Origin of the sequence: Clostridium sp. RTP31139st1_H3_RTP31139_211217, assembly GCF_040227035.1 — a bacterium.
Classification (GTDB): domain Bacteria; phylum Bacillota; class Clostridia; order Clostridiales; family Clostridiaceae; genus Clostridium; species Clostridium saudiense.
Map to the genome: position 1 here is coordinate 96531 of NZ_JBCOAB010000003.1, position 25771 is coordinate 122301.

The window sequence follows — 25771 nt, forward strand, 5'->3', positions numbered from 1 at the left end:
TGATATTTTCTAAAAATATTGCTTGAAGATTGCAAATTAATTTTATTCCCAAATTTTATTCACTTATTAATGCTTTTATTATTTCTCTATATATTGGTGCTGCTGTATTTCCTCCAGCAAGTTCTGTTCCATTTTCATCTACACCATTTATATTTGGAGCAACAATTACTAATGTATATAATTTATTGTCAAGTTCAAAATAACCAGCAAACCAACCGTGAGTTGTTGCACCACCTTCACCTGTAGCTGTACCTGTCTTACCACCTTGTATTATACCATCTACCTTAGCTGCAGTACCAGTACCATTTGTTATAACATTACTCATACTATTTTTAACTAATTTTGATGTTGTTGATGTAAATATCCTATTTTCTTCATTTTGAATATTTTCTATAACATTATTATCATCATCTACAATTGCTTCGATAAGTGATGGCTTAATATAAATACCATCATTAACTATAGCATTAACAGCACCAGCAATTTGAAGTGGAGTTACAGTTACACATTGCCCAATAGCAAAATTGCTTACTCCATCAGTTAGCTTTGGCATTACCCCTACTGCCTCTTCTCTATTTTCACCTGCTAAACCTAGTACTTTGTTATATAATCCTAAATTAGTTGTATACTTTAACAAATTTTCATATCCTATTAATTGACCTAATTTTGCAAATATATCATTACAAGATACCTCAAATGCTTTATTAACTGTTAAAGTTCCATGAGCATAAGACTTTCCTGAATTCGTGCAAATATTTCCATTACAAGTAAAAGTATCAGTTACATTTACCAACCCTTCATTTAATGCAATAGCCTCAGTTAAAATTTTAAATATAGATCCTGGTTCAAATCCTAATTGACCTATTCCTAAATTTACATTAGCTTCTGATTCATCTTTTTGAACCATTGCTCTTATTTTACCCGTATTTGCTTCTAATAAAACAACACCAACATTATCTAAATTACTAAATGAATCATCTTTTAAAACATCTCTAATTTTATCTGACATTGAACTATCTATTGTAAGTCTTATATTCTTATTATTTACACCTGAATTTGTTTCATTAGTTCTATAAATAGATTTATCATCTAAATAAAACCCAGTAGTTGGTCTCTTATTATCTTGTATTATACTAACAACTTCACTTTCAAAAGATCCTTCTTCAACATTATCTTTATCAATTGATGCTATAATATTCTCAACTCTCCAACTTTCTTTTAAATCTAATTCATCATAAACATAAGTATATATTCCCTTTATATCATTAAGTTTATTTATTTTATCGTATGTTTCTTTAGTGATATTATAATAAATTTTTCCACTTTGTTGCATAATATCAGAAAAATTAAAAGATTCATCTTCAGATTTCATAATAAAATTCAAAGCTAATAAATCTTGTAATGTTTCTTCATAATTGTTTAACTTAAAAGGCTTTGTATCAAGAACCATTACATATTTATTTTTATAATTTATTAAACTTTCTCCATTAGTATCAAAAATCTTATAATTCTTATCACTAGTATATTCAACTTGATGATTTTCAAGTTCTCCTTGAACTGTACTAGTTGGCTTTATCATTAGAAAAAATAATCTTATAGTTAAAGCAATAAAAATGCTAAAAAATACTATCCCCACTGCAAGTGATTTTTTATTATTAATTTTAAAACCATACAAAAAAAACACCTCCTTAGCTAAATTCTAGCCTAAGAAAAGGTGTTTTATTCAAGTTACTTTAATATATCTCTGATTTTTGCCATTAATAAATCTATAGCAACATAATTATGTCCACCTTCAGGAATAATTATATCTGCATATTTTTTTGAAGGCTCAGTAAATTGTAAGTGCATTGGTCTTACAATATTAAGATATTGATCTACAACTGATTCAACAGTTCTTCCTCTTTCGTTAATATCTCTTACAAGTCTTCTTAGAATTCTAATATCAGCATCTGTATCAACATAAACTTTAATATCTAAAAGTTCTCTTATTCTTGGATCTTCAAGAATTAATATACCTTCAACTAAAATTATATCTCTTGCTTCAACTGTTGTAGTTTCTTTTGCTCTATTATGTACAGTAAAGTCGTAACTTGGTTTTTCTATAGACTCTCCATTTATTAAAGCTTTTAAATGCTCTACTAATAAATCATTATCAAAAGCCATAGGATGATCATAATTTGTTTTAACTCTTTCTTCCATTGATAAATGGCTTTGATCCTTATAATACATATCTTGTTGTATCATTGCAATACAATCATTTGAAAAATTAGAATATAACGCATCAGCAATTGTACTTTTACCAGAGCCTGTTCCTCCAGTAATTCCTATTAATATTGGTTTAGACATTACTGCATTTCCTCCTTAGTTGTTGTTTATGTTAATAACGTTATTTGCTTTTACTAGCATATCATTTACCTTTAAAGGAACATCAACCTTTACAGTAAACATCATATGTGCTCTATTGGCAACATCAGTTTTCTTATCTTTATCTAAATCATACATATCTTCTAGTTTAATTTTAAAATATGGAACTTCTGGTCTTAAAACTTCAACTTCTTCACCTTCGAATACTCTATTCTTTTGAAGAACTGTTGCTGTCTTTGTTTCCGGATCATATGATTTAACCATACCAACTATTTCGTAATCTCTAACATAGCCAGCGTCATCATAGTTTTGCTCACCATTAATACCTAAGTAGAATCCTGTATGATATGGTCTATGACTTACTTTTCTAAGCATATCCATCCATTCATCTTTAAACTTATAGTTGCTTGGATTTTCCCAGTAACTATCTAACGCTTCTCTATATGCTTTTACTACAGAAGCAACATAGAATTCACTCTTCATTCTTCCTTCAATCTTGAAAGAATAAATACCACTCTTAACAAGTTCAGGAATATAATGAATCATACATAAATCTTTTGAGTTCATTATATATGTTCCATTATCGTCTTCTATTACAGGATAATATTCACCTGGTCTAGTTTCTTCAACTAAGTGATATTTATATCTGCATACATTACCGCATATTCCCTTATTAGCATCTCTTTTAATCATATAATTTGATATTAAACATCTTCCAGAGTAAGCTACACACATTGAACCATGAATAAACGCTTCAATATCGCATCCTTTTGGAATATTTTCAGTTATTTCATTTATTTCTTTAAAAGTTAATTCTCTAGCTAATACTATTCTCTTAACTCCTAAATCATACCAGAATTTAGTTGCCATCCAGTTAACAGTATTTGCTTGTGTACTTAAATGTATTTCTAATTCTGGTGCTACTTCTTTACATATAGCAATTAATGATGGGTCTGCAACTATAACTGCATCTACACCTATATCATAAAGACCTTTTATGTATTCTCCTGCTGAAGGCAAATCATGATTTCTAGCAAAAACATTTAATGTTACATAAATTTTCTTACCTCTATCGTGACAATATTTAATACCTTCAATCATTTCTTCATTTGAAAAATTATTTGAAAATGCTCTAAGATTTAATTTGCCTCCACCAATATATACTGCGTCTGCTCCAAAATCTATAGCTATTTTTAGCTTTTCTAAATTACCAGCTGGAGCTAATATTTCAGGTTTTCTCATTTATTTACCTCCTTCTAGTTATAGCAATTCCATCTCCCATTGGAATTACAGAAGTAATTAAGTCCTTATCTTGTGATACTAAATCTAAGTAAGTTCTCATTCTCTTAACTATTGTAATTTTCCTTCTTTTAACTAAATCATCACTTGCAACCATTCCTCTAAATAACACATTATCAGCAATTATTATTCCATCATCTTTTAATAATCTTAAACAATGTGGTAAAAAGTGATTATAGTGACCTTTTCCTGCATCCATGAAAATTAAATCATAAGGTTCTTCTAATCTTTCTAATACTTCAAGACAATCTCCTGCCTCTATAGTAATATTATTTTCTAAACCATATGCTTTTATATTTTCTTTTGCATATTTTATCATTTCTTCGCTTCTCTCTATGGTAGTTATATGAGGATTACATCCTGCTGCTTCATACATTATAATTGCAGAATATCCAATAGCAGTACCAAGCTCTAAAATTCTAAGTGGCTTTTTCATGCTTACCATGAACTCTAAAAACTTTATTGTTTCTTTTTGAGCTATAGGCACTCCATTTTCCTTAGCAAAGTCTTCTAACTCTTTTAGTTTTCCTTCACTTTCAGGAATTAATCCTCTAATATATTCTTCCATATAGTCGTAGGTAACTCCACTCATACTAAACCTCCGTATATGTTAATATCCTAATTCTTCTTTTTTCTTTAAGAAATCATCATAATTATTTGTAAAATAATGTTCATCATCAGATGCTAGCAGATAAAATAAATAATCTGTACTTGCAGGATTTAATGCTGCTTTAAGTGATTCTACACCTGGATTACATATTGGGCCTACAGGTAAACCTTTGTATAAATATGTATTGTACTTTGATTCAATTGCTAAATGTCTATTTCTGACACTTTCAATATAATATCCATGTGCATAAATTACAGTTGCATCAATTTGAAGTGGCATATTTTGCTTTAATCTATTATAAATAACAGATGCAATTAATGGTCTATCTTCATCAACTCTTGCTTCTTTTTCTATAATAGATGCAACATTAACTACTTTTTCAACTTCCTCTTCAGTGATAGTATCACTAGCAGTAATTTCTTTAAATACTTCTTCAAATCTCTTTATCATTGTTTCAATTATGTACTGTGGTTCAACGCCAATCTCAAAGCTATATGTATCTGGAAATAAAAATCCCTCTAAATTATATCTTTTATCTGGATTATCCTTTACGTATGATGGCAATGGATAACTCTTTACTGCATTTAAAAATTCATCTGAAGTACATACTTCCTGCTCTTGTAGTCTTGTAGCAATATCTTCAATATTGAAACCTTCTGGAATAGTAACAGTTATTGCATTTGCGTTACTTGCATCCTTTAAAGTTTCTGCAATTTCTTTTACTGACATTCCCTTTTCTAATGTATGACTACCAGGAACAACTTCTAAATTTAGCCCAGTTAATTTTGCATATATTTTTATAATCAATGGACTTTTTATTTTATTTTCACTTTTTAATTTTGAGACAATACTATAAAAGCTATCTCCCTCTTCAACTAAAACTACTTCTTCATTAGAAATTTTAAGTGGTTTATTTATTGTAGATGTAAATTTAAAAATTCCTAAAAATAAAATAATAATCAATATCAAACCAATAATTATGTTAGAATTTCTTTTTCTCTTTTTTCTTCTTCTTTTTAATTTGTTGGTATTTTTAACTCTTTTCTTCATAAATACCCCCTGTATTTAAAAGTGAATAGCTAAAACACTTAGCTATTCACTATTATAATACTTTTCTATCAAATTTTAAACAATTTACATAATTATTTTTTGCTTCTGCTTATCATTCTCTTTCTTTCAGCAGCATCTAAGTATCTCTTTCTGATTCTTATGCTTTCTGGAGTAACTTCAACTAATTCATCATTTCCTATGAATTCAATTGATTGCTCTAAAGTTAATGTTGTAACTGGTACTAATTTAACAGCATCATCAGAACCTGAAGCTCTTGTATTTGTTAACTTCTTACCTTTACAAACATTGATATCTAAATCTTCAGCTCTAGCACATTCTCCTACTACCATTCCTTGGTATACTGGTGTACCTGGAGTTATGAATAATCTACCTCTTTCTTGAGCATTGAATAATCCATAAGCAATTGCTTCACCTTGTTCAAATGAAACTATTGATCCTCTGCTTCTAGCTTCGATTTCACCCTTGTATGGTGCATATCCTTCAAATACGTGGTTCATGATACCATTACCCTTTGTATCTGTCATGAATTCATTTCTGAATCCGATAAGCCCTCTAGCAGGAATAATAAACTCTAATCTTGTATATCCATTAACAGCAGATGTCATATTAACCATTTCAGCTTTTCTTGGTCCCATTTTTTCCATAACAGCACCCATGAATTCTTCTGGAACGTCTATTGTTAAGTATTCCATTGGTTCTAACTTCTTACCATTTTCTTCTTTGAATATAACAGATGGCTTAGAAACTTGTAATTCAAATCCTTCTCTTCTCATTGTTTCTATAAGAACTGATAAGTGAAGTTCTCCTCTTCCTGATACTTCGAAGCAATCTGGAGTTATTTCTCTAACTCTTAAACTTACGTTAGTTTCTAATTCTTTCATTAATCTATCTCTTAAATGTCTAGATGTAACGAATTCTCCTTCTTTACCTGCAAATGGTGAATCATTTACCATGAAGTTCATGTTAAGTGTTGGTTCATCAATTTCAACGAATGGTAAAGCTTCTGGATTTGAAGCATCTGCAATTGTTTCACCAATATTAGCATCCATAATACCACTTACTGCTATTATATCTCCAAGTCCTGCTTCTTCAACTTCTTCTCTCTTTAATCCATTGTATCCAAATACAGCTGTGATTTTGTAATTAGATTTTGTCCCATCTTGTCTTACTAAAGTAACATTTTGGTTCTTTTTAACTGTTCCTCTATGTACCTTACCTATAGCAATCTTTCCAACGAAAGCATTACTATCTAAAGTTGTAACAAGCATTTGGAATGGTCCATCGATGTATCCCTTTGGTGGTTCAACATGATCGATTATTGTTTTAAATAATGGTTCCATACCATCATTTGTATCTTCAACATTATATCTAGCAAATCCTTCTCTAGCTGAAGCATAGATTATTGGGAAGTCTAATTGTTCATCATCAGCACCTAATTCTAAGAATAAGTCAAACACTTCATCAATAACTTCTTCTGGTCTAGCATTTGGTTTATCTATTTTATTTATAACAACGATTGGCTTTAATTTTAATTCTAAAGCTTTCTTTAAAACGAACTTAGTTTGAGGCATTGGTCCTTCGTAAGAATCAACAACAAGTAAAACTGAGTCAACCATTTTAAGTACACGTTCAACTTCTCCACCAAAGTCAGCATGCCCTGGTGTATCAACTATATTGATTTTTGTCCCATTGTACATTACAGCAGTGTTTTTAGAAAGAATAGTAATTCCTCTTTCTTTTTCTAAATCGTTAGAGTCCATTACTCTTTCATCCATTTTTTCATTTGATCTAAATACGTGACTTTCTTTAAACATGGCATCAACTAATGTTGTCTTACCATGGTCAACGTGAGCTATAATAGCTATATTTCTAATGTCGTCTCTAGTTATTAATTCCATTTAATTTCCTCCATTAACTTTAATTCTGAACTTAAATATAAAATTTAAATTCATCGCTTTTATTTTAAAGGCTTATCTTTCTTTTTTAACTAAGCATTCAAAGTTCATATCGCTTTTGGTTTGCTAAGTTAATGAAAGTTCAAATTACTAAATCTCTAAATAATTAATATCAAATTATGTAATGAAATAAGATAATCAACTATGTACTTAAGATTTAGATTTTTAGCTTTGTAAACCTATAAATATTTTACCCAAAAAGAAAATTGGATACACTCGTATCCAATTTCCAAATCCATCAATTATTCTACTATTTTCTCAGCAACTTGTCAACTACGACTTAAATTTCCATTATAATAGGTAAAATCATTGGTTTTCTCTTTGTCTTGTCATAAAGATAGCTTCTAAGCTCATCTCTAACATTGGACTTTAATGTTGCCCAATCAGTAATGCTCTTTTCTTCACAATCAAGTAAAGTATTTCTAACTATTTCTCTTGCCTCATCAATTAATCCTTCAGATTCCCTAACATATACGAAACCTCTAGATATAATATCTGGACCAGCAACTATAGTTTTAGTTTCTTTAGATAAAGTAACTACTACTGTTAATATACCATCTTGAGATAAATGCTTTCTATCTCTTAATACTATATTTCCAACGTCTCCAACTCCAAGGCCATCTACAAATATTTGTCCTGAAATAACAGTTCCATTTTTCTTAATACCATTTCTAGTAACTTCTATAATATCTCCAACTTCAGGAATAACTACATTTTTAGAATCTAATCCTAATTTAATCGCTAATTCACCATGTTGTTTTAAATGTCTGTATTCACCATGAACAGGTATAAAATGTCTTGGTTTTACTAAAGTTTGCATTAGCTTTAATTCTTCTTGACATGCATGCCCAGAGACATGTATGTTTTCTGCAGAATCATAAATAACTTCTGCTCCCTTTTTAAATAATTGATTTACAACTTTTGATACAAGCTTTTCATTTCCTGGAATAGGTGTAGCTGAAATAATTATTGTATCTCCTTCAACTATATTTACCTTTCTGTGCTCAGATGCAGCCATTCTAGACAATGCAGACATTGGCTCACCTTGACTTCCAGTAGTAATGATAACAACTTGATCGTTATTATATTTATTAATTTGGTCAATTGATACTAATGTATTATCATCAACCTCAATATATCCTAATTCAATAGCAACATTCATTATATTTTCCATACTTCTTCCTGATACAGCAACTTTTCTGCCATATACTGAAGCAGCCTGTATTATTTGTTGGATTCTATGAATATTAGAAGCAAATGTTGCAATAATTATTCTTCCCTTAGTTTTTCCAAATATTCTTATTAAACTTTCTCCAACAATTTTTTCTGATTTTGTATATCCTGGCTTTTCAACATTAGTTGAATCAGCCATCATTGCTAAAACACCTTTTTTACCTAATTCAGCAAATCTTGCAAAATCCATAGGTTCTCCATCTATAGGTGTATAATCCACCTTAAAGTCACCAGTATGAAGTACTACTCCTAATGGTGTATGAACAGCAATTGCAACAGAATCTGCAATTGAGTGGTTTGTCTTTATAAATTCAACAGAAACAGAGTTTAATCTAATTACATCTCTTGGTTTTACTCTAACAAGTTCAGTAGTACTTAATAAACCATGCTCCTTTAATTTAGTTTCAACAATTCCTAATGTTAATTTTGTCCCATAAACCGGAACATTTAATTGTTTTAATACATATGGTAATGCACCAATGTGATCTTCATGACCATGTGTCAAGAAAATTCCAGATACTTTTTCTTTATTTTTTATAAGGTATGTTATATCAGGTATAACTAAGTCAATTCCGAACATATCTTCATCAGGGAATTTTAATCCACAATCAATTACAACAATATCATTCTTGTATTCAATTGCAGTTAAATTTTTCCCAATTTCATTAACTCCACCTAAAGGTATAATCTTAACCTTAGCTTTTTCATTCTTCATATGTCCCCTCCTTCTTTTCTCTTTTATGTAATTACAAGTAATACCTATTTAAATACTACTCTTCACTTTCACCCTTATGTTTTTTACAGCATTCAGCACAAATTCCAAAGAACTTAACACTATGGTCTAAAATTTTAAATCCATATGTACCTTCAATTCTTGCTTCTAATTCATCTAGAAGATCATCTTGAACTTCATATACAGCCTTACACTCATTACATACTAAGTGATGATGTCTATGTTGTTCTTCACTATGCACTAATTCATATCTGCTGCAACCATCATTTAAATCTAATTTAAAAATAACACCTATTTCCTCTAACAGCGAAACCGTTCTGTACACTGTAGCTAAACCAATATCAGGACATACTTTCTTTACTTCATCATATATCTCTTCTGCGGTTAAGTGTTCTCCTTCTTTTTCGATGATTATATCAACAATAGCTCTTCTTTGAGGCGTTAACTTATATCCCTTTTGTTTTAAATTTTCTTTTAATAATTCAATATCCACATTAACAGTGCTCATATTTAACACCTCATTTCTTTTTTTATTCTTCATCCATGAAAATTGTGTTATAAGCTTCTTCTATAGCTGCTAACTCAACTTCGTTATCAATTAATTCAAACATATCTTCATTATCTTCATCTTTAACTACCTTTAAAGCAAAAGGATTTTCATCTTCATATCCAACTTCTTGAACTATAACATATTCACTTTTTTCTTCAGTCTCTGGATTAACCATATCAAAGAATGCTATCACATTTAAGTTTATTTCATTTCCATCTTCATCGAATAATTGTATTGTCTTTAAATCTTTTTCCATTATTTTAACTCCTCTTTATCATCATAATTGTTTCTTATATTATTACATAAAAAACTAAAACTGCAAACAGTTAATTTTAAGTAAAAGGTAATAATTAATAAATAATAATTATCAATAAAAACTTTTTAAAAAATTTTTGATATTTATATAACTTTATATCAAAACCAATTCACCCAACACCTGGGAAATCTATTTTTACTTATATTTACCTATTACTTTTTATCTTATTTAGATGTTAATCTTATACGATCTAAATAACCTTGTAATATATATGTAGCTGCAATTTTATCAACAATTTTCTTTCTTTTATTTCTAGAAAGATCGGCTTCTAACATGGCTCTATGTGCCGCAACCGTTGTTAATCTTTCATCCCACATCTCTATAGGTAATCCTGTTTTTTCTTTAAGTAATTCTGAAAATTCTAAAGCCTTTTCTCCAGCTTCACCAATAGTTCCATTCATATTTTTAGGTAATCCAACTACTATTGTTTCAACGCCGTATTCCTTACATATCTTATGAACTTCTTCTAAATCTTGTTCCTTTTTGCTTCTTCTAATAGTTGTTATACCTTGTGCTGTCCATCCTAATGGATCACTTAAAGCAACTCCAATAGTTTTTGAACCCATATCAAGTCCTAATATTCTCATAGAAACTCCTTTGCATTTCTTTTAATAAGTAACGTATTTATTTATAATAACTTTTATCCAATTATTTTTCTAGCTTTTATTTACTTATAACACTTTAAATTTTTTTATAAACAAAAGGTGCCCGGTTAACGGGCACCTTTTATTTAATATCTAGATAAGATTTTATTACCTCTTCAAGTATTTCATCTCTTTCAAGTTTTCTAAGTAAAGCTCTTGCTCCGTTATAACTAGTAATGTAAGAAGGGTCCCCTGAAATCAGATATCCTACCAATTGGTTTATTGGGTTATATCCCTTTTCTTTCAATGCTGTATATACATCATTTAAAATTGATTTAGTTAAATCCTCTTTGTTAATGTTTAAGTCAAATTGCATTGTTCTATCAAGATTATTTTCCATATCGTGGCTGCACACTTGCAGCTTCACCCCCTTACGAAAGTATTTTATTTATTTTTAATCATTTGAAATATTAACTAATTACTTTATCTAACTATATTATAACCTAAATTTACATAATTGTATACTATTTCAACTAACTATTTTACTAAATTTTCTACTGTTTGGAATGCTGCTTCTATAGCTTGAGGGATATTTTCTGGCTTTTTACCACCGGCTTGAGCCATATCTGGTCTTCCACCACCGCCTCCGCCAACAATAGTTGCAACTTCTTTAATTATCTTTCCACAATGTATTCCTTTATCTAATACATCCTTAGTTGCCATAGTAATTAAGTTAACTTTATCACCTAAGTTACTTACTAAAACAACAACTCCTGAACCCATCTTGCTTCTTATCTTATCAGCTAAGTCTCTTAATGCATTACCATCAACACCTTCAAGTCCATAAGCTATAGTCTTAACACCGTTAATATCTTTTGCACTGTTTAAGATATCATCTAAAGCTCCACTTGTAAGTTTTGATTTAAGCTCTGCAATTTCCTTATCTTTTTCCTTAATTTCTGCACCTTGAGTAGATATTTTCTTTAAAACATCTTTTTCAGTACATTTAAGTGCTGCACAAGCTTCCTTTAATAATCTTTGCTTTTCTTCCATATATTTTATAGCAGCTCTACCTGTTAAAGCTTCTATTCTTCTGATACCAGCAGCTACACCTGTTTCAGAAACTATTTTAAATAATCCAATTTCTCCAACGTTAGATACGTGAGTACCACCACAAAGTTCCTTAGAGAACTCTCCAGCTGCAACTACTCTTACCTTATCTCCGTATTTTTCATCAAAAAGTGCAGTTGCTCCTGATTCCTTAGCTTCTTCAATTGTCATAAGCTTAGTTTCTACAGTATCAACTTCCATTATTTTATCATTTACTAAATCTTCAACCTTTTGAATTTCTTCAGCTGTCATAGCTTGGAAGTGAGTAAAGTCAAATCTTAATCTTTCATTATCAACAAAAGATCCTGCTTGGTGAACGTGAGCTCCAACAACTTCTTTTAATGCAGCTTGTAACATATGAGTTGCTGTATGATTCTTACAAACGCAAGCTCTTCTCACTTTATCAACAGTTAATGTAACTTCTTCATTTATTTTAATGCTTCCATTTTTAACTTCAACATAGTGAATTGTCTTACCACCAACATTTTTCTTAGTATTATAAACATATGCAGAACCATTAGCTCCAGTTATTATACCTGTATCACCAATTTGACCACCCATTTCAGCATAGAATGGAGTCTTATCAGTTAAGATATAACCTTTAGTTCCTTCATTTAATTCTTCTACAAATGCTTCATCAGTTGCAAGAACTACAACTTTTCCAGTTCCTTCTGTAGTTGTATATCCAACAAATTCAGTTTCAACTTCAGCTTTAACTTTATTAATTGGGTTTTCATCAGCTCCCATGTAAGAAGTTTCTCCTCTTGCACTTCTAGCTCTTTCTCTTTGAGCTTCCATTTCCTTCTTAAATTCTTCGTGGTCAACAGTCATATTCTTTTCTTCAAGAATTTCTTCTGTTAATTCTAATGGGAATCCATAAGTATCATATAATTTAAATGCTTTTTCTCCAGAAAGTACTGTAGATTTAGCTTCTTCTAACTCTTTAATATATCCATTTAAGATGTTCATTCCACTATCAATAGTTTCATTAAATCTTTCTTCTTCTAAAGTGATTATCTTTGTTATATAATCTTTATTTTCAACTAATATTGGATAATTTCCACCATAGTTTTCAACAACAGCTTCTACAACATCCTTTAAGAATAATCCCTTTATTCCAAGTAATCTACCATGTCTTGCAGCTCTTCTTAAAAGTCTTCTTAAAACATATCCTCTACCTTCATTACTTGGTTGAACTCCATCAGATATAAGCATAGTTACAGCTTTAACATGGTCTGTTACTATTCTTAATGAAACATCTGAATTTGCATCTTTTCCATATTCTACACCCGATAAAGAAGATACCTTATTTAAGATATTCTTAACTGTATCAATTTCAAATATGTTATCAACACCTTGCATTATAGTTGCAATTCTTTCAAGTCCCATACCTGTATCAATGTTTTTATTCTTTAATGGAGCATAGCTTCCATCTTCTTGTTTATCAAATTGAATAAATACTAAGTTCCAGAATTCAACTATTCTATCTGCATCAGATGCAGCAACAAAATCATCTACGTTTGTTACAGGAGCTACATCAACACCTCTATCAAAGTGGATTTCTGTACAAGGACCACATGGACCAACTGTTCCAACTTCCCAGAAGTTATCATCCTTACCTAATCTAAATATTCTATTTGGATCTATATCTGTTTTTGTAGTCCAAATTTCATATGCTTCATCATCTTCTAAATAAATTGTTACATATAATTTATCTTTAGGTAATTTTAAAACTTGTGTTACATATTCCCATGACCATGGAATAATTTCATTTTTAAAATAATCTCCAAATGAAAAGTTACCTAACATTTCAAAGAAAGTACCATGTCTTGAAGTCTTTCCTACGTTTTCTATATCACCAGTTCTAATACACTTTTGACAAGTTGTAACTCTAGTTTTTGGTGGTTTTTGTATACCTGTGAAATATGGCTTAAGTGGTGCCATACCTGCATTTATTAATAATAAACTATTATCGTTTTTAGGTACTAATGGAAAACTCTCCATTCTTAAATGTTCTTTAGATTCAAAAAAGCTAATAAAGCTTTCTCTTAATTCATTTGCTCCCATGAATTTCATGATTCTTACTACCTCCATTTTTTCTATTAGTAATTTAATTAATAACTTAAATCAAATTTTTGTTTCTTAGGAATCCAACTAATAAAAAAAGTCTCCATCCCTAAAAACAAAGGGACGAAAACTTATAATTTCCGCGGTACCACCCTAATTATGTATAAAAATAATACATCACTTAAAGTAAAATAAGCTCCAAGATAGCTTCAATATGCTAAATAAGAAGTTTTCACCACCCACTTCCTCTCTTAATATTTACATCATATTTACTCATTCTTTTCATCGCTTTATGCTATTAATTTATGACAAAATTATATTTCATTTATTCATTTATGTCAATAAACAGTCTTACACTTAAAATAAGTAATAGTCTATATCGTCATAAATTACCTTTATTATTACTGCAATTGGAACTATTAATACCATTCCAATTACTCCTCCAATCTTATCACCTAAAACTAACAAAATAATTATTATAATTGGATGCATATTAGTGCTATCACCAGTAATCTTAGGTGCCAAAAAATTACCTTCAACTTGTTGTATTAAAATAACACCAATAGCTGCAATTATTCCTTTAGTAACTGACCCTGTAAGTGCTATAAATATAATAGGTACACCCCCTATTATTGGTCCAAAATAAGGAATAATATTAGCAACTGCATTAATAATTGATAAAACTAAAGGAAACTTAACTCTAAGTATCAATAATAAAATGAAAGATAAAACTCCTATTATTAAACATAACAATAATTGACTTAAAATATATCTACTTAATATTTTATCAATATTTTTATTTATATTTTTTACTATTACCCTTTTGTCAGTTGGAAGAACTAATAATAGCTTATTATAAATAAGCTTTGAATCCGCTAAAAAATAATAAGTTGTAATAGGTACTATAGCAAGAGTAACTAAATTTTCTCCCATATCTATTAAATTATCTACTAAATGAGTAGATGTATTGCTAAGTATCATATTAATCTTTTCACCAATTTGTATATAAATTGTTTCAAATATTGGTAACCTATCTAATTTAAACCTTGCTGCTAAGCTTAAAATATATTCTTCAATACTATCAAGCATAACTCCAAAATTTCCGCTTTCATTTAACATAGTTGGAACTATACAATATATCAATCCTACAAATGATAATAAAAGTAATAATATAATTAAAAGTGAACTTTTTTTATAAGAAATATGGAGCTTTTCACAAAAGTAATTTCTTAAAGGCTTTAGTGTATAAGCAATTACTATTGAAATTATTAGTAAATTAGTAACTGCCCTTATTGGTTCAACAAAAGCGTATATCATTACTATACTAATAGCAATAATTATGGAAATTATTAACTTTACAATTAACCCTTTATACTTTTTGAACATCCTTATTTCCTCCTAAATTATGAGGTAAAGTCTTTAACTTAACAGTTGAATTACCATTATATAAAATATACTCATCACAAAGCGAACAATGTTTTAAAGTTATAACTTCCTTTCCCTTGAACATTTTATCAAATATTCCTGAACTTATAATCATACCTTTTATTTCAAAAGTTTTTTCATCTATAATTAAATCTTCAAGAACTCCAAGAAGCTTCTTTTCTTTATTTATTATATCCATATATTTTATTTCCTTAAACTTTAATCCTTCAAATCTACTTGTATTTTTAATTTTCATAATTTCATCAACTGAAATAATTGAATCCACAGAAACATATGTATGTTTTTTAAATATAGATGCTGGTGAAATTGTAAATCCCTTTACAACTCCATTATAAAAATCTATAGAAATATCATCTACAACTCCTATATATTTATTTTTAGAATCATAAATCTTCATTAAATAAAAGTTTCTCCATTTAACCATAATTTCACCTCTATAAAGATAATAAATTTAGTATTTACAAAATTCATGGTTATTATTAGTAATTTTTTATATTTATCATTTATATATTTATTTGATATTTATTTCAAAATAAAAAGCAACTATAGTAATAGTTTTACCATAATTGCTTTTTCCATTATCCATTATAAATTTTTATTTTCCATTATTTATTATTTAAATTATATTATAATCTATTTTCTTTACTTATACCTAATCTATACTCTTGAGGTGAAATACCAACGTGTCTCCTAAAAACATTGTTAAAATAATGTTGTGTGTTATAGCCAACTAATTCAGCAATTTCACTTAAAGTTAATGTTGGATCCCTCATTAAAATTATAGCATTTTTTATTCTTACATTTGTTAAATACTCAACAAATGTCATTTTCAAATTTCTCTTAAAGAGCCTTATTAAATAAGTCTGACTTACTTCCATCTTATTTGCTATTTCGGCTATAGACAAATCTTCTTTAAAATAATGTCTATTAATATATTTTTGAACCTCTATTAGCATATCTGGTCTCTTACTCTTGTCCATCAATCTATTGCATAAAGATTTATATACTATATTTACTTGAACAGGATCTTCTCTTAAAAATGATGCACAAATAACTACATTAATATTTAATTTAGCATTAATTGCATTTTCAATGTTATTTACAACCGAATGCCATTCCTTAATAGGATTTACATCACATAAAACAACCACTTGGTCTTTAGAATCAACAAATATATTTAACCCCTTAAATTTACCCATTATTTCTTTAACAACACTACTAATTGCAAAACTCAATCTTTCAGTTTCAATACCAATCTTATCAGATGATTCATTTCTTATTAAAGGCTTAATAACAATTAAAGCCATAGATTTAGTATATATTATACCAAACTTATTAATTTTCCTTTTTAAATCGCAACTTTGTACTTTTCCTAGCATCCACTCTTTTAAAAATATATCCTTTTCAACACTGTATTGCAATTTCTCACCATATTTAACTTCATCATCAGCAACTAAAATTTTAACCAAAGCAACTCCCCCCTGTATTCCTTTCTTAACCTTCTTATTTTGACTTACAGTATAACTATATTTCCTAAAATCTTTTTCGTTCTAAACTATTGCTTTTTATAATTAATTACTACAGTTAAATTTCAAATACTAAAATAAATCTTTATTATTAATTCATCTATATACTACTATATATATAGTAATATTGAATAAATAATATACTACATAATTATTTTTAAAATTAATTTAATCTAAATTTTTTCCTTTATAGTTTTAATTAGCATACCATATACAACATACACTAATACTAACTAAATCTATGACTTAGAATATCAATTAATTTAAATTAACTAAATTAAAATTTTCAATCCAGCTTTAAATTAGTTAATATTACTACCTATAATGATTCTTAGAAGAGTTGTTTTATAATAAAACATTACAACTTTATTACTGTTCTTCATTTTTAATTTTATCTTTACATTCTATAAAATTTCCCTCAAAATTTGCATACTTCTTATAAAAATTAAACCCAATAAATAATGCTATCAGATATATCATACCTTTAAATCCACCAGCATTTAAACCAACAAATATAGCAATTAATACACTTAATTGTGATAATTCTAATGATGCTGATAATAATTTAGGCTCTAATATATTTCTAGTTATCATTATTACTGAAAATAAAATAATTAAAAATATAACAGTTATATATTTACCACTAAAAAAGTAAATAGCCATAAGAGGTAAAAAGACCAATATCATACCTACTATAGGTAACAAATCTAAAATCATACACATGAAACTAAGCAGTAAAGTATATGGAATTTTTAAAATACTAAAACCTATAAAAGTAATTATAAATGTACAAAAAACTAAAATTGAATATGTTCCAATATACTTAAATACAACATCCTTAATTTCAAGGATTATTTTAATATATTTATCGTATTCACTTTCTTCTTTGATTTTATTTTCTTTATTTTGTGAATAACTCTTTTGGATAAACTTCTTTAAAAACACAAAACTTGATAATATAGCAAATATTATTACCGAAACAATATAAGGTAGTGCTGATATTATGTTGATTATATAATTAACTACACTTCCACTAAGCTCTAAAATATAATTTGATGCATCTGAAATTAATTTATTAATATTACTTCTTAAGGTATCTAAAACTGACTCATCAATATTTTCAAATGTTGATAGTGAATTTTGAACTAAATTTCCTATTTTAGAACCATTATCATAAATATATTCATATCCATCTGTAGCTAAATCCTTAATTTCAGAACTAAAATAAACAATCCCAACCACCAATAATGTAACTGTAATAGCATAAAAAACTAATGTGGAAATAATCGCTGCTATTTCACCTCGCATATTAAACTTCTTAATAAGAGCTTCCGTTGGCTTTTCTAAGATTGATGCTGCAATTATTCCAATAATAAATGGCAAAGTATATTTTATAGTTCCTGATACAAGCATAAACACAACTGTAAATACGCCAAAGAAAATTAAAATGCTTACAAAAGGTCTTACTTTCTTAACTATTGCAGTAATATATTCCATTTTTATTCTTTCCACCTTTTTAAACTTAAAAATAAAAGGAGCTATTTTTAAGTAGCTCCTTAATATATACATTATTTAATTATTTATTAAAATCGAAATCTACTTTATGATTATAAAAAAAGTCTATCCTCCTTTCTAAGTATATTAGATAAATCGGATCATCTCCTTTTTCCACCCGTTATAAGGCTTGATTTTATTACTAATTAAAAGCCTGTTTTTAATTTTTCCGCAAGCCCCCTCCCTATCATATTTGTTCACGAACTGAACATCTTCTAATAACGACATTGAGAAGCATCACCCCTTTAGCTTTATACATTATAAAATCTTTAAATTTAGTAGTTAGAATTTATAATAAAGAATTACTTAAAACTAAGAACTACTATGTGTTTAGTATACTATTCTTATTATTATTTGTAAATAATTTCCATGCACCTTTTTTTTATATTTTCTACTTTTATACTACATTCTGTCTTTTTATTTTTAAATTAAATTTATTTATTTTACCTTTTTATATATTTTTCAATCTTTAAATATTTTTTTGTTATAAATATTTTTTACTTATAACTTTAATTTATCTCTTAAAATATTTATCTTTTTCATTTCATAAAACATTCATAAATTTATAACATATAATAATATTGATTATGTAAATTTATTGGTTTAAAATATTATTTATACGTTTTTTTGTAATAATTAAATATTTTAGGGGGACTAACCATGAGTAATATTTGGATCACAATATTTTTAATAATCTTTACAATAGTACCTGTATACTATTTAACAGTTGTTTATTCTATTTACTATAAAAAGATATTTAAAAATAAAAACAATTTAAAATTTAGCTTTAAAACAACATCAATTACAACTTATCTACCTTCAATTATTTTTGCTATTATTAGTATTATTTTTGCAATATACTCTATAGCAAATAATATATCACCTTACTATTTAATAGCCTTAGTTTCAGTTAATATAGTTGTATTTGCTTGTATTCATCTTTCTTGCACAACTTTTGGTATTTATAATGATTGCGTTGTAGTAAAAAATAATTATGCTGAATTAAATGAAATACAAAGTGTTGTTTTAGAAAAATCAAAAAAAGGTAAAGAAAATCTTTATGAATTAAAGGTAACTACTAAATTTGATTTATTAATTTGTACCGTAGTAAGTGATGATGCAAAAAGCTTATTAAGACAAATTAAATCTAATTTACCAAAAAACATAAAAATAAAAGAATCAGCAGCTAAATAAGCTGTTGATTCTTTTATTTTTGCTTTAATTAAATTTCTATTGCTATAGGTTTTCTATTTTCAAATCTATATATATTCTTAAATCCAATATTCTTTAAAACTTCAATACTTTCTCTAATTCCAGCTCCAACATCCTCACTTTTGTGAGCATCAGATCCTACAGTAATAATTGTTCCACCTAACTCATGATATAACTTTAAAATATCTACTGATGGCATAGTTTCATTTACTACTGACCTTAAAGTTGAAGTGTTTACTTCAATACCTTTTCCACTTTTAATTATGTTAGTTAATACTTCTTTAATCATATCAACATACTCATTAAAATCATAATTACCATGTGTATTAAAGGCATATCTTTTCATTAAATCTAAATGAGCTACTACATCAATATATGGTGATGTACATACCTTATTTACTTCCTTAAAATATCTACTATAACTTTCTTCTTTTGTATTTTTGCTCATATATGTATTAAGCCCTACGTTATAATCAAAATTATGTATAGAGCCTAATATAAAATCAAAAGGAATATATTCTATTGCTTCTCTAAGCTCCTCTTCATTTTCATGTGGTTCACATACTTCTATTCCTACTTTAATGCTTAATTTATCTTTGTATTTTTCTCTACATTCTCTTATTTCTTCACTATATTTTTTTAAATTTAAAAAGCCATAACTTTTTATTCCTTCTTTAACTGAAAAATGTTCTGTGAAGCAAATTTCGTTAATTTTATTTTCAATTGCAGCTTCACAAACTGATTCTATAGTTGCATTACTGTCAAATGAATTATTAGAATGTAAATGATAATCTACTAAGTACATATAATTCTCCTTGTATACTATAAATTTTACTATGACCTATTAAGTATAACACAAATTAAAAACGCCTGTACATTTGGGAATATTTCCTAGGAAATGCAAAAATAAAAAGCCAGTACACCCTTTCTATATAAAATACTATTGTATTTTATACTGTACTAACTTTTTATAATCACACATAAGTAGTTAAATTATTAAAACAAACCCGTAACCTTTTATAAAATTTCAATTTCCTTTTGAATTAACTTAAGATTATCATATATATCCTTATAATCCTCAATAGTAAATATCCCAAACCCTTCTAAATCATCTTCAAAGATATACCCAATTTCACTTAAACTATATTCTACAATCTTCCCATTATTAAATTTAAAGAATATAGTGTCCCCACACTCATTAGCAGTAACTTCTACTAATGTATTTTCTTTTTTTGTACTATTTTTAACTTCATTAATTAAATTTATAGCTTTTATTGATTCCTGTAATAACTTTTCTTGTCTACCCATATTCATCCCCCTAGAACTTACTTCAAAAGTGTTTACAACCTTATTATATAGCTTCTTTTAATTTTCCTATGTCGAAACCTGCAATCGATTTGTTGGTAATTTAATCCACAATCACCACTATACTGGATATTATTATCATATTTCAAGTTATTTTCTTTTAAAAAATTAATTTAATTTATAGATTAGTTTAAAGGTTATATTTACATATTTTTTTATATTTTTACTGCTAGTTTTTTTCACTTTTATAACAAAAAAAGATAGCAATTTAGTTATCCTAATTACTATCTTTTTAACCCTTTATACCCTTTATACCCTTTATACCCTTTTATACCTAATTAAAAAATTACCCTTATACCATAGAAATTATAAAAATTATTTACCCTCTAATTTTTATTTTCGAAATACCATAACCTTACATTTATGAGTTCTTATATGTTAATAATAAAATTAAATAAATCTTTTTAATACTAATAATTGGTGTGTTATTTCTAGTATCCTAATTCATCCTCATATTCTTTGAGAATTTTTTTATTTTCATCTTTATCTTTATTTAATTCTTCATTAACTACCTCTTCATTTTTTACAACTCTTAAATCCTCTTTCATTTTTAACCCTCCCATAAATTTGTATACGTTTTCCCTCTACAAATTTATTATATCACACTTTATATATATTTCTATATTTTTTTAAAGATTTTCCCTAAAAAAGAAATTTATTTTCTATTTTAGGGAATACTATTAGTTTTTATATTAATTTATTAAAATAAACCTTGTTATTATTAACAATTAAATACTTTTACCTTTTATTTCATTAATGCTTTTTCCCTTTTTGTACCAAATAGGTAGGTTACATACATATTCTTTTATAATATTTACTCCAACTTCTTTACCATCTTCTTCAACAATCATATCTCTAACTTCATCAAGAAGATTATCTAAACTATCTTCTTGAATTATATAATATAATTGATTTAAGAATTCATCTATTTCTTCATTATCAAGTTCAAAGCAATTCGTAAAATTTATAATAAACTCTTTACCATATTTACTATTTCTTAGCCAATTATCTTTTCCAAATGTTAATAATTCTTTTTCTGAATATTCTCTATACTCAATTGATTTACTTTCACTTTCAATTTTTTCATATAATTTTTTATAATGCTTAATATTGCAATTAAAAACATATCCATCTTTTATTACGTAAGAAACACTATAATTACTGGCAGAATTAATAACATCATACTTTTCTTTAAATTCCATATTATCAAATCCAAATTTATTTAATTTATTTACTACATTATTTATAGTTAATACGCCATAAACATTTGCCATTCCAGAAACTAAAGTAATAATTTTAGAATTGTTTTTTACTTTTAATCTAAAATTAAAATCATTTAAATCAGATAATAAATCCCTTACATTAGAAGGCATTATTAATACTGCTTTTTTTTCTTCATTTTTTGCTGGATATAAAATTCCTATAGACATAAAATATTCCATAAATCTTATATATTTATGATCACTATTATTTAAAATTGTGATTCCATCATTTTTAGAAAAATATTTAAACGCCTTTAATGCATTATCATTAAAAAGATAAATTTTTTCTAATACTCTTTCTTTGTAACTACTAATTAAGTTATGTATTAATTTATCTTTATTATACTTATAAGTTTTAGCAAAGTTTAATCTTTCCGCTATACTTTCTATATCACTTCTAGGCATAGATTTTAATATTTCTTCTATATCATTAGTAAATTTTGTACTATTAAATCTTTTATCTAGCCTTGCCATCTTATTTTTCATCATATCATCAATTATATTTTCCATAGCATTTAGCATATTTTGAATTTCTTCATCATATTTTTCAGAATTAACTTTATTTCTATAATCATTTAAATTTACTTTATTATAATTTTTCTTATAACACTCTTCACAGAGCCACTCTCCTAAATTAGCATCAAAATAACTTGCAATTTTACCACATATATTACATTTTTGTACCATTAATATTCTCTCCTCTTCTGCAATTCCTTAAACTTATTTTCTTTTCACTTTTATTAAGTTTTACCAACATTTTCACTTTTTATAACATTACTTAACACTTTTTATGAAAACATATTGTATTTGACCTTATTGTAAAAATTATGATAAACTTAATTAATGTAAACACGTGTATATACACAGATTTGTTAAAGGGGGATTAACAAAATGCAAAAATTTAAGAATTATTTACATCACATATTTATAGATGGCTTAAGTGGAATGGCTTTAGGCTTATTTTCAACATTAATAATAGGTACAATTCTTCAACAAATCGGAAATCTTATTTCTGGTAATTTAGGGTCAACTATATTTTTAATAGGTAAAATAGCTGCTGCTGCAACTTGTGCAGGAATAGGTGTTGGGGTTGCTTATAAATTTAAAGAAACTCCTTTAGTAGTAATTTCTGCTGCAGTATCAGGTATGGTAGGTGGATTTGCAACAAAATTGCTTGCTGGTAGTATAATGACTGATACTGGTGTTATAACTTTAGCTGGCCCTGGTGAACCTTTAGGTGCATTTATTGCAGCTTTAGTTGGAATAGAAATTGGACATCTTATTGCTGGTAAAACAAAAATAGATATAATTATTACTCCTCTTGTTTGTATAGGGGCTGGATCTACAGTTGGGTTACTTTTAAGCCCTCCAATTTCTGAATTTATGACTTGGCTTGGAACAATAATTATGTTTGCAATGGAACAACAACCTTTTATAATGGGAATGCTTGTTTCTGTAATTATGGGTATATTATTGACTTTACCAATAAGTTCTGCTGCAATTGGTGTAATATTAAATTTAGATGGAATTACAGCAGGAGCTGCTGTTATTGGTTGCTGTTGTCAAATGGTTGGATTTGCTGTGGCAAGCTATAGAGAAAATAAATTTGGTGGATTGCTTGCACAAGGTGTTGGAACATCTATGCTTCAAATTCCTAATATAATAAAAAAACCAGTTATTTGGCTTCCTGCAATAATTTCTAGTGCTATTCTTGGTCCTATTTCATCAACCTTCTTAAAAATGACCAATAATGCAACTGGATCTGGAATGGGATCTGCCGGTTTTGTAGGACAAATCATGGCTTATCAAACTATGACTCAAACTGCTTCATCAAAAATAGTATTATTACAAATTATAGTTATGCACTTTGTACTTCCTGCTCTTCTTACATTTATAATTTCTGAATTTATGCGTAAGAAGCAATGGATTAATTATGGTGATATGGCATTAGATTTATAAAAAACTGCCTCTAGAAACAATCTAAATATTAGATTACTCTAGAGGCAGAATTATTTTATAAAATTATAAATTTACTTCTTTTCTTATAATGTCATATACTTCTTGATATGATAAACCACTACTTTTACATATTTCTACTATAGAACTATACTCAGGATAAATTCTTTTTCCATTTGATAGTTCACAAACTTTCACTTGAACTTCTCCTAATGATGTTTTCATATTAATAATTTCACGCTTTAATATAGTTCTTTCTACTTTTTGCTTTCTAATTCCAATAGTAGTAGTTTCTTTAAAAATTATTTCTTCAATATTTTCTATATCTTCTTTTTTACAAATCACACTAATTTTATATGCAGGACGATTTTTCTTCATAAAAACTGGTGTGTAATATACATCTCTTGCTTTAGCTTCAAAAAGCCTTTCCATTACAAATCCTAAAGCTTCTCCACTGCAATCATCAATATTACTTTCTAACTTATAAATATAATCATCTTTTTCAATGTTACATTCCTCATATTCATTAGAAATATCATCAATAATCATAGAACGTAAAATACTTGGTTTTTCATAATTACGCTTACCTGCACCAATTCCTATTTTAAATATAGAAAACTTTTCTGGAAGTTTATTTGAAGTACTAATTGCTGCAACTATTGCTGCTCCTGTTGGAGTTATTAGCTCTCCTTCTGTATTCGTTATACTTATATTTAATTTACATTCAGAAACAATATTAACTACAGCTGGAACTGGTACTGGAATTACTCCATGCTGGCATCTTATAAATCCTCTTCCTTCATATAAAACAGGTACAATAACTTCTGAAATATTTAAATTATCCAAACAAACAGCTGCAGCTATAATATCAACTATTGAATCTATAGCCCCAACTTCATGAAAATGAACTTTAGATATTTCAACTCCATGAGCCTTTGCTTCTGCCTTACCTAAGATTTTAAAAATCTTAATTGCAATTTCTTTAGCATTTTTAGTAATGTCAGTATTATTTATAATTTCTATTACTTCTTCTAACCCTCTGTGTTCATGGTGGCTATGATTATGTGCTGTTAAATCTGCTATTTCTTTTTCCTCATGATTATCCAAATGATTATTTATATTATGATCTTCAATTAAAATTTCTTTTTCCTCATTATTACTATTATTATTTATATTATGATTATGATTTTCACCTAAATTTTCTTGTTTATTATCTCCATATAAATACTTCATATCATGATCGTGATTATTATATTCTTCATTTAAAATAACATTAAAATCACAAGCATCAATATCACTTTTAGAAACTCTAGTTATTTTAGTTTCAAAACCCTGTATTGGTATACTTTTTAAAGCATTTTCTAAAACTTCAACACTTGCACCTAAATCAATAAGTGATGCTACAAACATATCTCCACTAATTCCAGAGTAACATTCTAAGTATAACTTATTCACAACTTCTTACCCCCAATCTATTGATTTGTGTAGCAATATAACCTGCACCATATCCATTATCTATATTAACTGTAGCTATCCCATTTGCACATGAGTTAATCAT

General features: G+C 27.5%; 22 protein-coding genes, 1 pseudogene and 1 other annotated feature. Of the genes and pseudogenes, 2 read left to right on the plus strand and 21 right to left on the minus strand.

Annotated features, from left to right (window positions below; genetic code table 11):
* Window positions 1–55: 55 nt before the first annotated feature.
* The 16 genes from ABUA17_RS02460 to ytvI all read right to left on the minus strand — a co-directional run bounded on the left by ABUA17_RS02460 (window position 56) and on the right by ytvI (window position 18361).
* Window positions 56–1684, minus strand: coding sequence for a peptidoglycan D,D-transpeptidase FtsI family protein (locus ABUA17_RS02460; RefSeq protein ID WP_042397029.1), 1629 nt, complete (start codon window positions 1682–1684; stop codon window positions 56–58).
* A 44-nt stretch (window positions 1685–1728) separates the two neighbouring features.
* Entirely contained in the window at window positions 1729–2346 is a 618-nt protein-coding gene (gene udk / locus ABUA17_RS02465) for a uridine kinase (RefSeq protein WP_042397032.1), read from the minus strand.
* 15 nt (window positions 2347–2361) lie between these two features.
* Window positions 2362–3606, minus strand: a complete 1245-nt coding sequence (locus ABUA17_RS02470) for a peptidase U32 family protein (protein ID WP_042397036.1) — start codon at window positions 3604–3606, stop codon at window positions 2362–2364.
* 4 nt (window positions 3607–3610) lie between these two features.
* Window positions 3611–4255: an O-methyltransferase gene (locus ABUA17_RS02475; RefSeq protein ID WP_042397038.1), complete on the minus strand. Its 645-nt coding sequence runs from the start codon at window positions 4253–4255 to the stop codon at window positions 3611–3613.
* An 18-nt stretch (window positions 4256–4273) separates the two neighbouring features.
* A complete protein-coding gene (gene mltG, locus ABUA17_RS02480) occupies window positions 4274–5323 on the minus strand; it encodes an endolytic transglycosylase MltG (RefSeq protein WP_052330631.1) in 1050 nt (349 codons plus the stop codon).
* Between the two features lie 92 nt (window positions 5324–5415).
* Window positions 5416–7242: a translational GTPase TypA gene (typA, locus tag ABUA17_RS02485; protein ID WP_042397041.1), complete on the minus strand. Its 1827-nt coding sequence runs from the start codon at window positions 7240–7242 to the stop codon at window positions 5416–5418.
* Window positions 7243–7579: 337 nt separating this feature from the next.
* The gene (locus tag ABUA17_RS02490; protein WP_154820433.1) at window positions 7580–9247 is read right to left on the minus strand and encodes a ribonuclease J; all 1668 of its coding nucleotides are present in this window, start codon (window positions 9245–9247) and stop codon (window positions 7580–7582) included.
* A gap of 55 nt (window positions 9248–9302) precedes the next feature.
* Window positions 9303–9773 carry a Fur family transcriptional regulator gene (locus ABUA17_RS02495; protein WP_042397047.1) on the minus strand — a complete coding sequence of 157 codons (471 nt, stop codon included), beginning with the start codon at window positions 9771–9773 and terminating at the stop codon, window positions 9303–9305.
* A 22-nt stretch (window positions 9774–9795) separates the two neighbouring features.
* A complete protein-coding gene (locus tag ABUA17_RS02500; protein ID WP_042397050.1) occupies window positions 9796–10071 on the minus strand; it encodes a DUF1292 domain-containing protein in 276 nt (91 codons plus the stop codon).
* A gap of 224 nt (window positions 10072–10295) precedes the next feature.
* Window positions 10296–10718: a Holliday junction resolvase RuvX gene (gene ruvX / locus ABUA17_RS02505; protein ID WP_042397054.1), complete on the minus strand. Its 423-nt coding sequence runs from the start codon at window positions 10716–10718 to the stop codon at window positions 10296–10298.
* A gap of 139 nt (window positions 10719–10857) precedes the next feature.
* Window positions 10858–11115 carry an IreB family regulatory phosphoprotein gene (locus tag ABUA17_RS02510; protein ID WP_042397057.1) on the minus strand — a complete coding sequence of 86 codons (258 nt, stop codon included), beginning with the start codon at window positions 11113–11115 and terminating at the stop codon, window positions 10858–10860.
* A 137-nt stretch (window positions 11116–11252) separates the two neighbouring features.
* Window positions 11253–13901 (minus strand): alanine--tRNA ligase, encoded by a 2649-nt coding sequence (alaS, locus tag ABUA17_RS02515; protein ID WP_042397059.1) that lies wholly within the window; start codon window positions 13899–13901, stop codon window positions 11253–11255.
* 107 nt (window positions 13902–14008) lie between these two features.
* Window positions 14009–14187: a binding site (T-box leader), on the minus strand.
* A gap of 62 nt (window positions 14188–14249) precedes the next feature.
* Entirely contained in the window at window positions 14250–15278 is a 1029-nt protein-coding gene (locus ABUA17_RS02520; RefSeq protein ID WP_055276013.1) for an AI-2E family transporter, read from the minus strand.
* On the minus strand, window positions 15262–15762 hold the full coding sequence (locus tag ABUA17_RS02525) for a PRC-barrel domain-containing protein (protein ID WP_042397066.1): 501 nt from the start codon (window positions 15760–15762) through the stop codon (window positions 15262–15264). The genes ABUA17_RS02520 and ABUA17_RS02525 overlap by 17 nt, the downstream gene beginning before the upstream one ends.
* A gap of 202 nt (window positions 15763–15964) precedes the next feature.
* Complete coding sequence (locus tag ABUA17_RS02530; RefSeq protein ID WP_055276017.1) at window positions 15965–16807, minus strand: helix-turn-helix transcriptional regulator; 843 nt, start codon at window positions 16805–16807, stop codon at window positions 15965–15967.
* Window positions 16808–17233: 426 nt separating this feature from the next.
* Window positions 17234–18361 (minus strand): sporulation integral membrane protein YtvI, encoded by a 1128-nt coding sequence (gene ytvI / locus ABUA17_RS02535; RefSeq protein WP_042397072.1) that lies wholly within the window; start codon window positions 18359–18361, stop codon window positions 17234–17236.
* 717 nt (window positions 18362–19078) lie between these two features.
* Here ytvI and ABUA17_RS02540 point away from each other — a divergent pair.
* Window positions 19079–19612 (plus strand): hypothetical protein, encoded by a 534-nt coding sequence (locus tag ABUA17_RS02540; RefSeq protein WP_288160784.1) that lies wholly within the window; start codon window positions 19079–19081, stop codon window positions 19610–19612.
* 28 nt (window positions 19613–19640) lie between these two features.
* Here the strand turns inward: ABUA17_RS02540 and ABUA17_RS02545 are convergent, their stop codons facing one another.
* The 3 genes from ABUA17_RS02545 to ABUA17_RS02555 form a co-directional block, all read right to left on the minus strand.
* Window positions 19641–20435: a histidinol-phosphatase HisJ family protein gene (locus ABUA17_RS02545; RefSeq protein WP_195952425.1), complete on the minus strand. Its 795-nt coding sequence runs from the start codon at window positions 20433–20435 to the stop codon at window positions 19641–19643.
* Window positions 20436–20647: 212 nt separating this feature from the next.
* Window positions 20648–20938, minus strand: coding sequence for a hypothetical protein (locus tag ABUA17_RS02550; protein WP_042397081.1), 291 nt, complete (start codon window positions 20936–20938; stop codon window positions 20648–20650).
* A gap of 785 nt (window positions 20939–21723) precedes the next feature.
* A complete protein-coding gene (locus tag ABUA17_RS02555; RefSeq protein WP_195952424.1) occupies window positions 21724–22944 on the minus strand; it encodes a hypothetical protein in 1221 nt (406 codons plus the stop codon).
* 204 nt (window positions 22945–23148) lie between these two features.
* Here ABUA17_RS02555 and ABUA17_RS02560 point away from each other — a divergent pair, with 204 nt between their 5' ends.
* On the plus strand, window positions 23149–24216 hold the full coding sequence (locus ABUA17_RS02560; protein WP_042397087.1) for a PTS sugar transporter subunit IIC: 1068 nt from the start codon (window positions 23149–23151) through the stop codon (window positions 24214–24216).
* A gap of 63 nt (window positions 24217–24279) precedes the next feature.
* On the opposite strand, the gene larC is transcribed toward ABUA17_RS02560, so the two are convergent.
* On the minus strand, window positions 24280–25668 hold the full coding sequence (gene larC, locus ABUA17_RS02565; protein WP_288160783.1) for a nickel pincer cofactor biosynthesis protein LarC: 1389 nt from the start codon (window positions 25666–25668) through the stop codon (window positions 24280–24282).
* Window positions 25661–25771, minus strand: a pseudogene (locus tag ABUA17_RS02570) (nickel pincer cofactor biosynthesis protein LarB); the annotation flags it as partial. The pseudogene ABUA17_RS02570 and the gene larC, both read right to left, overlap by 8 nt.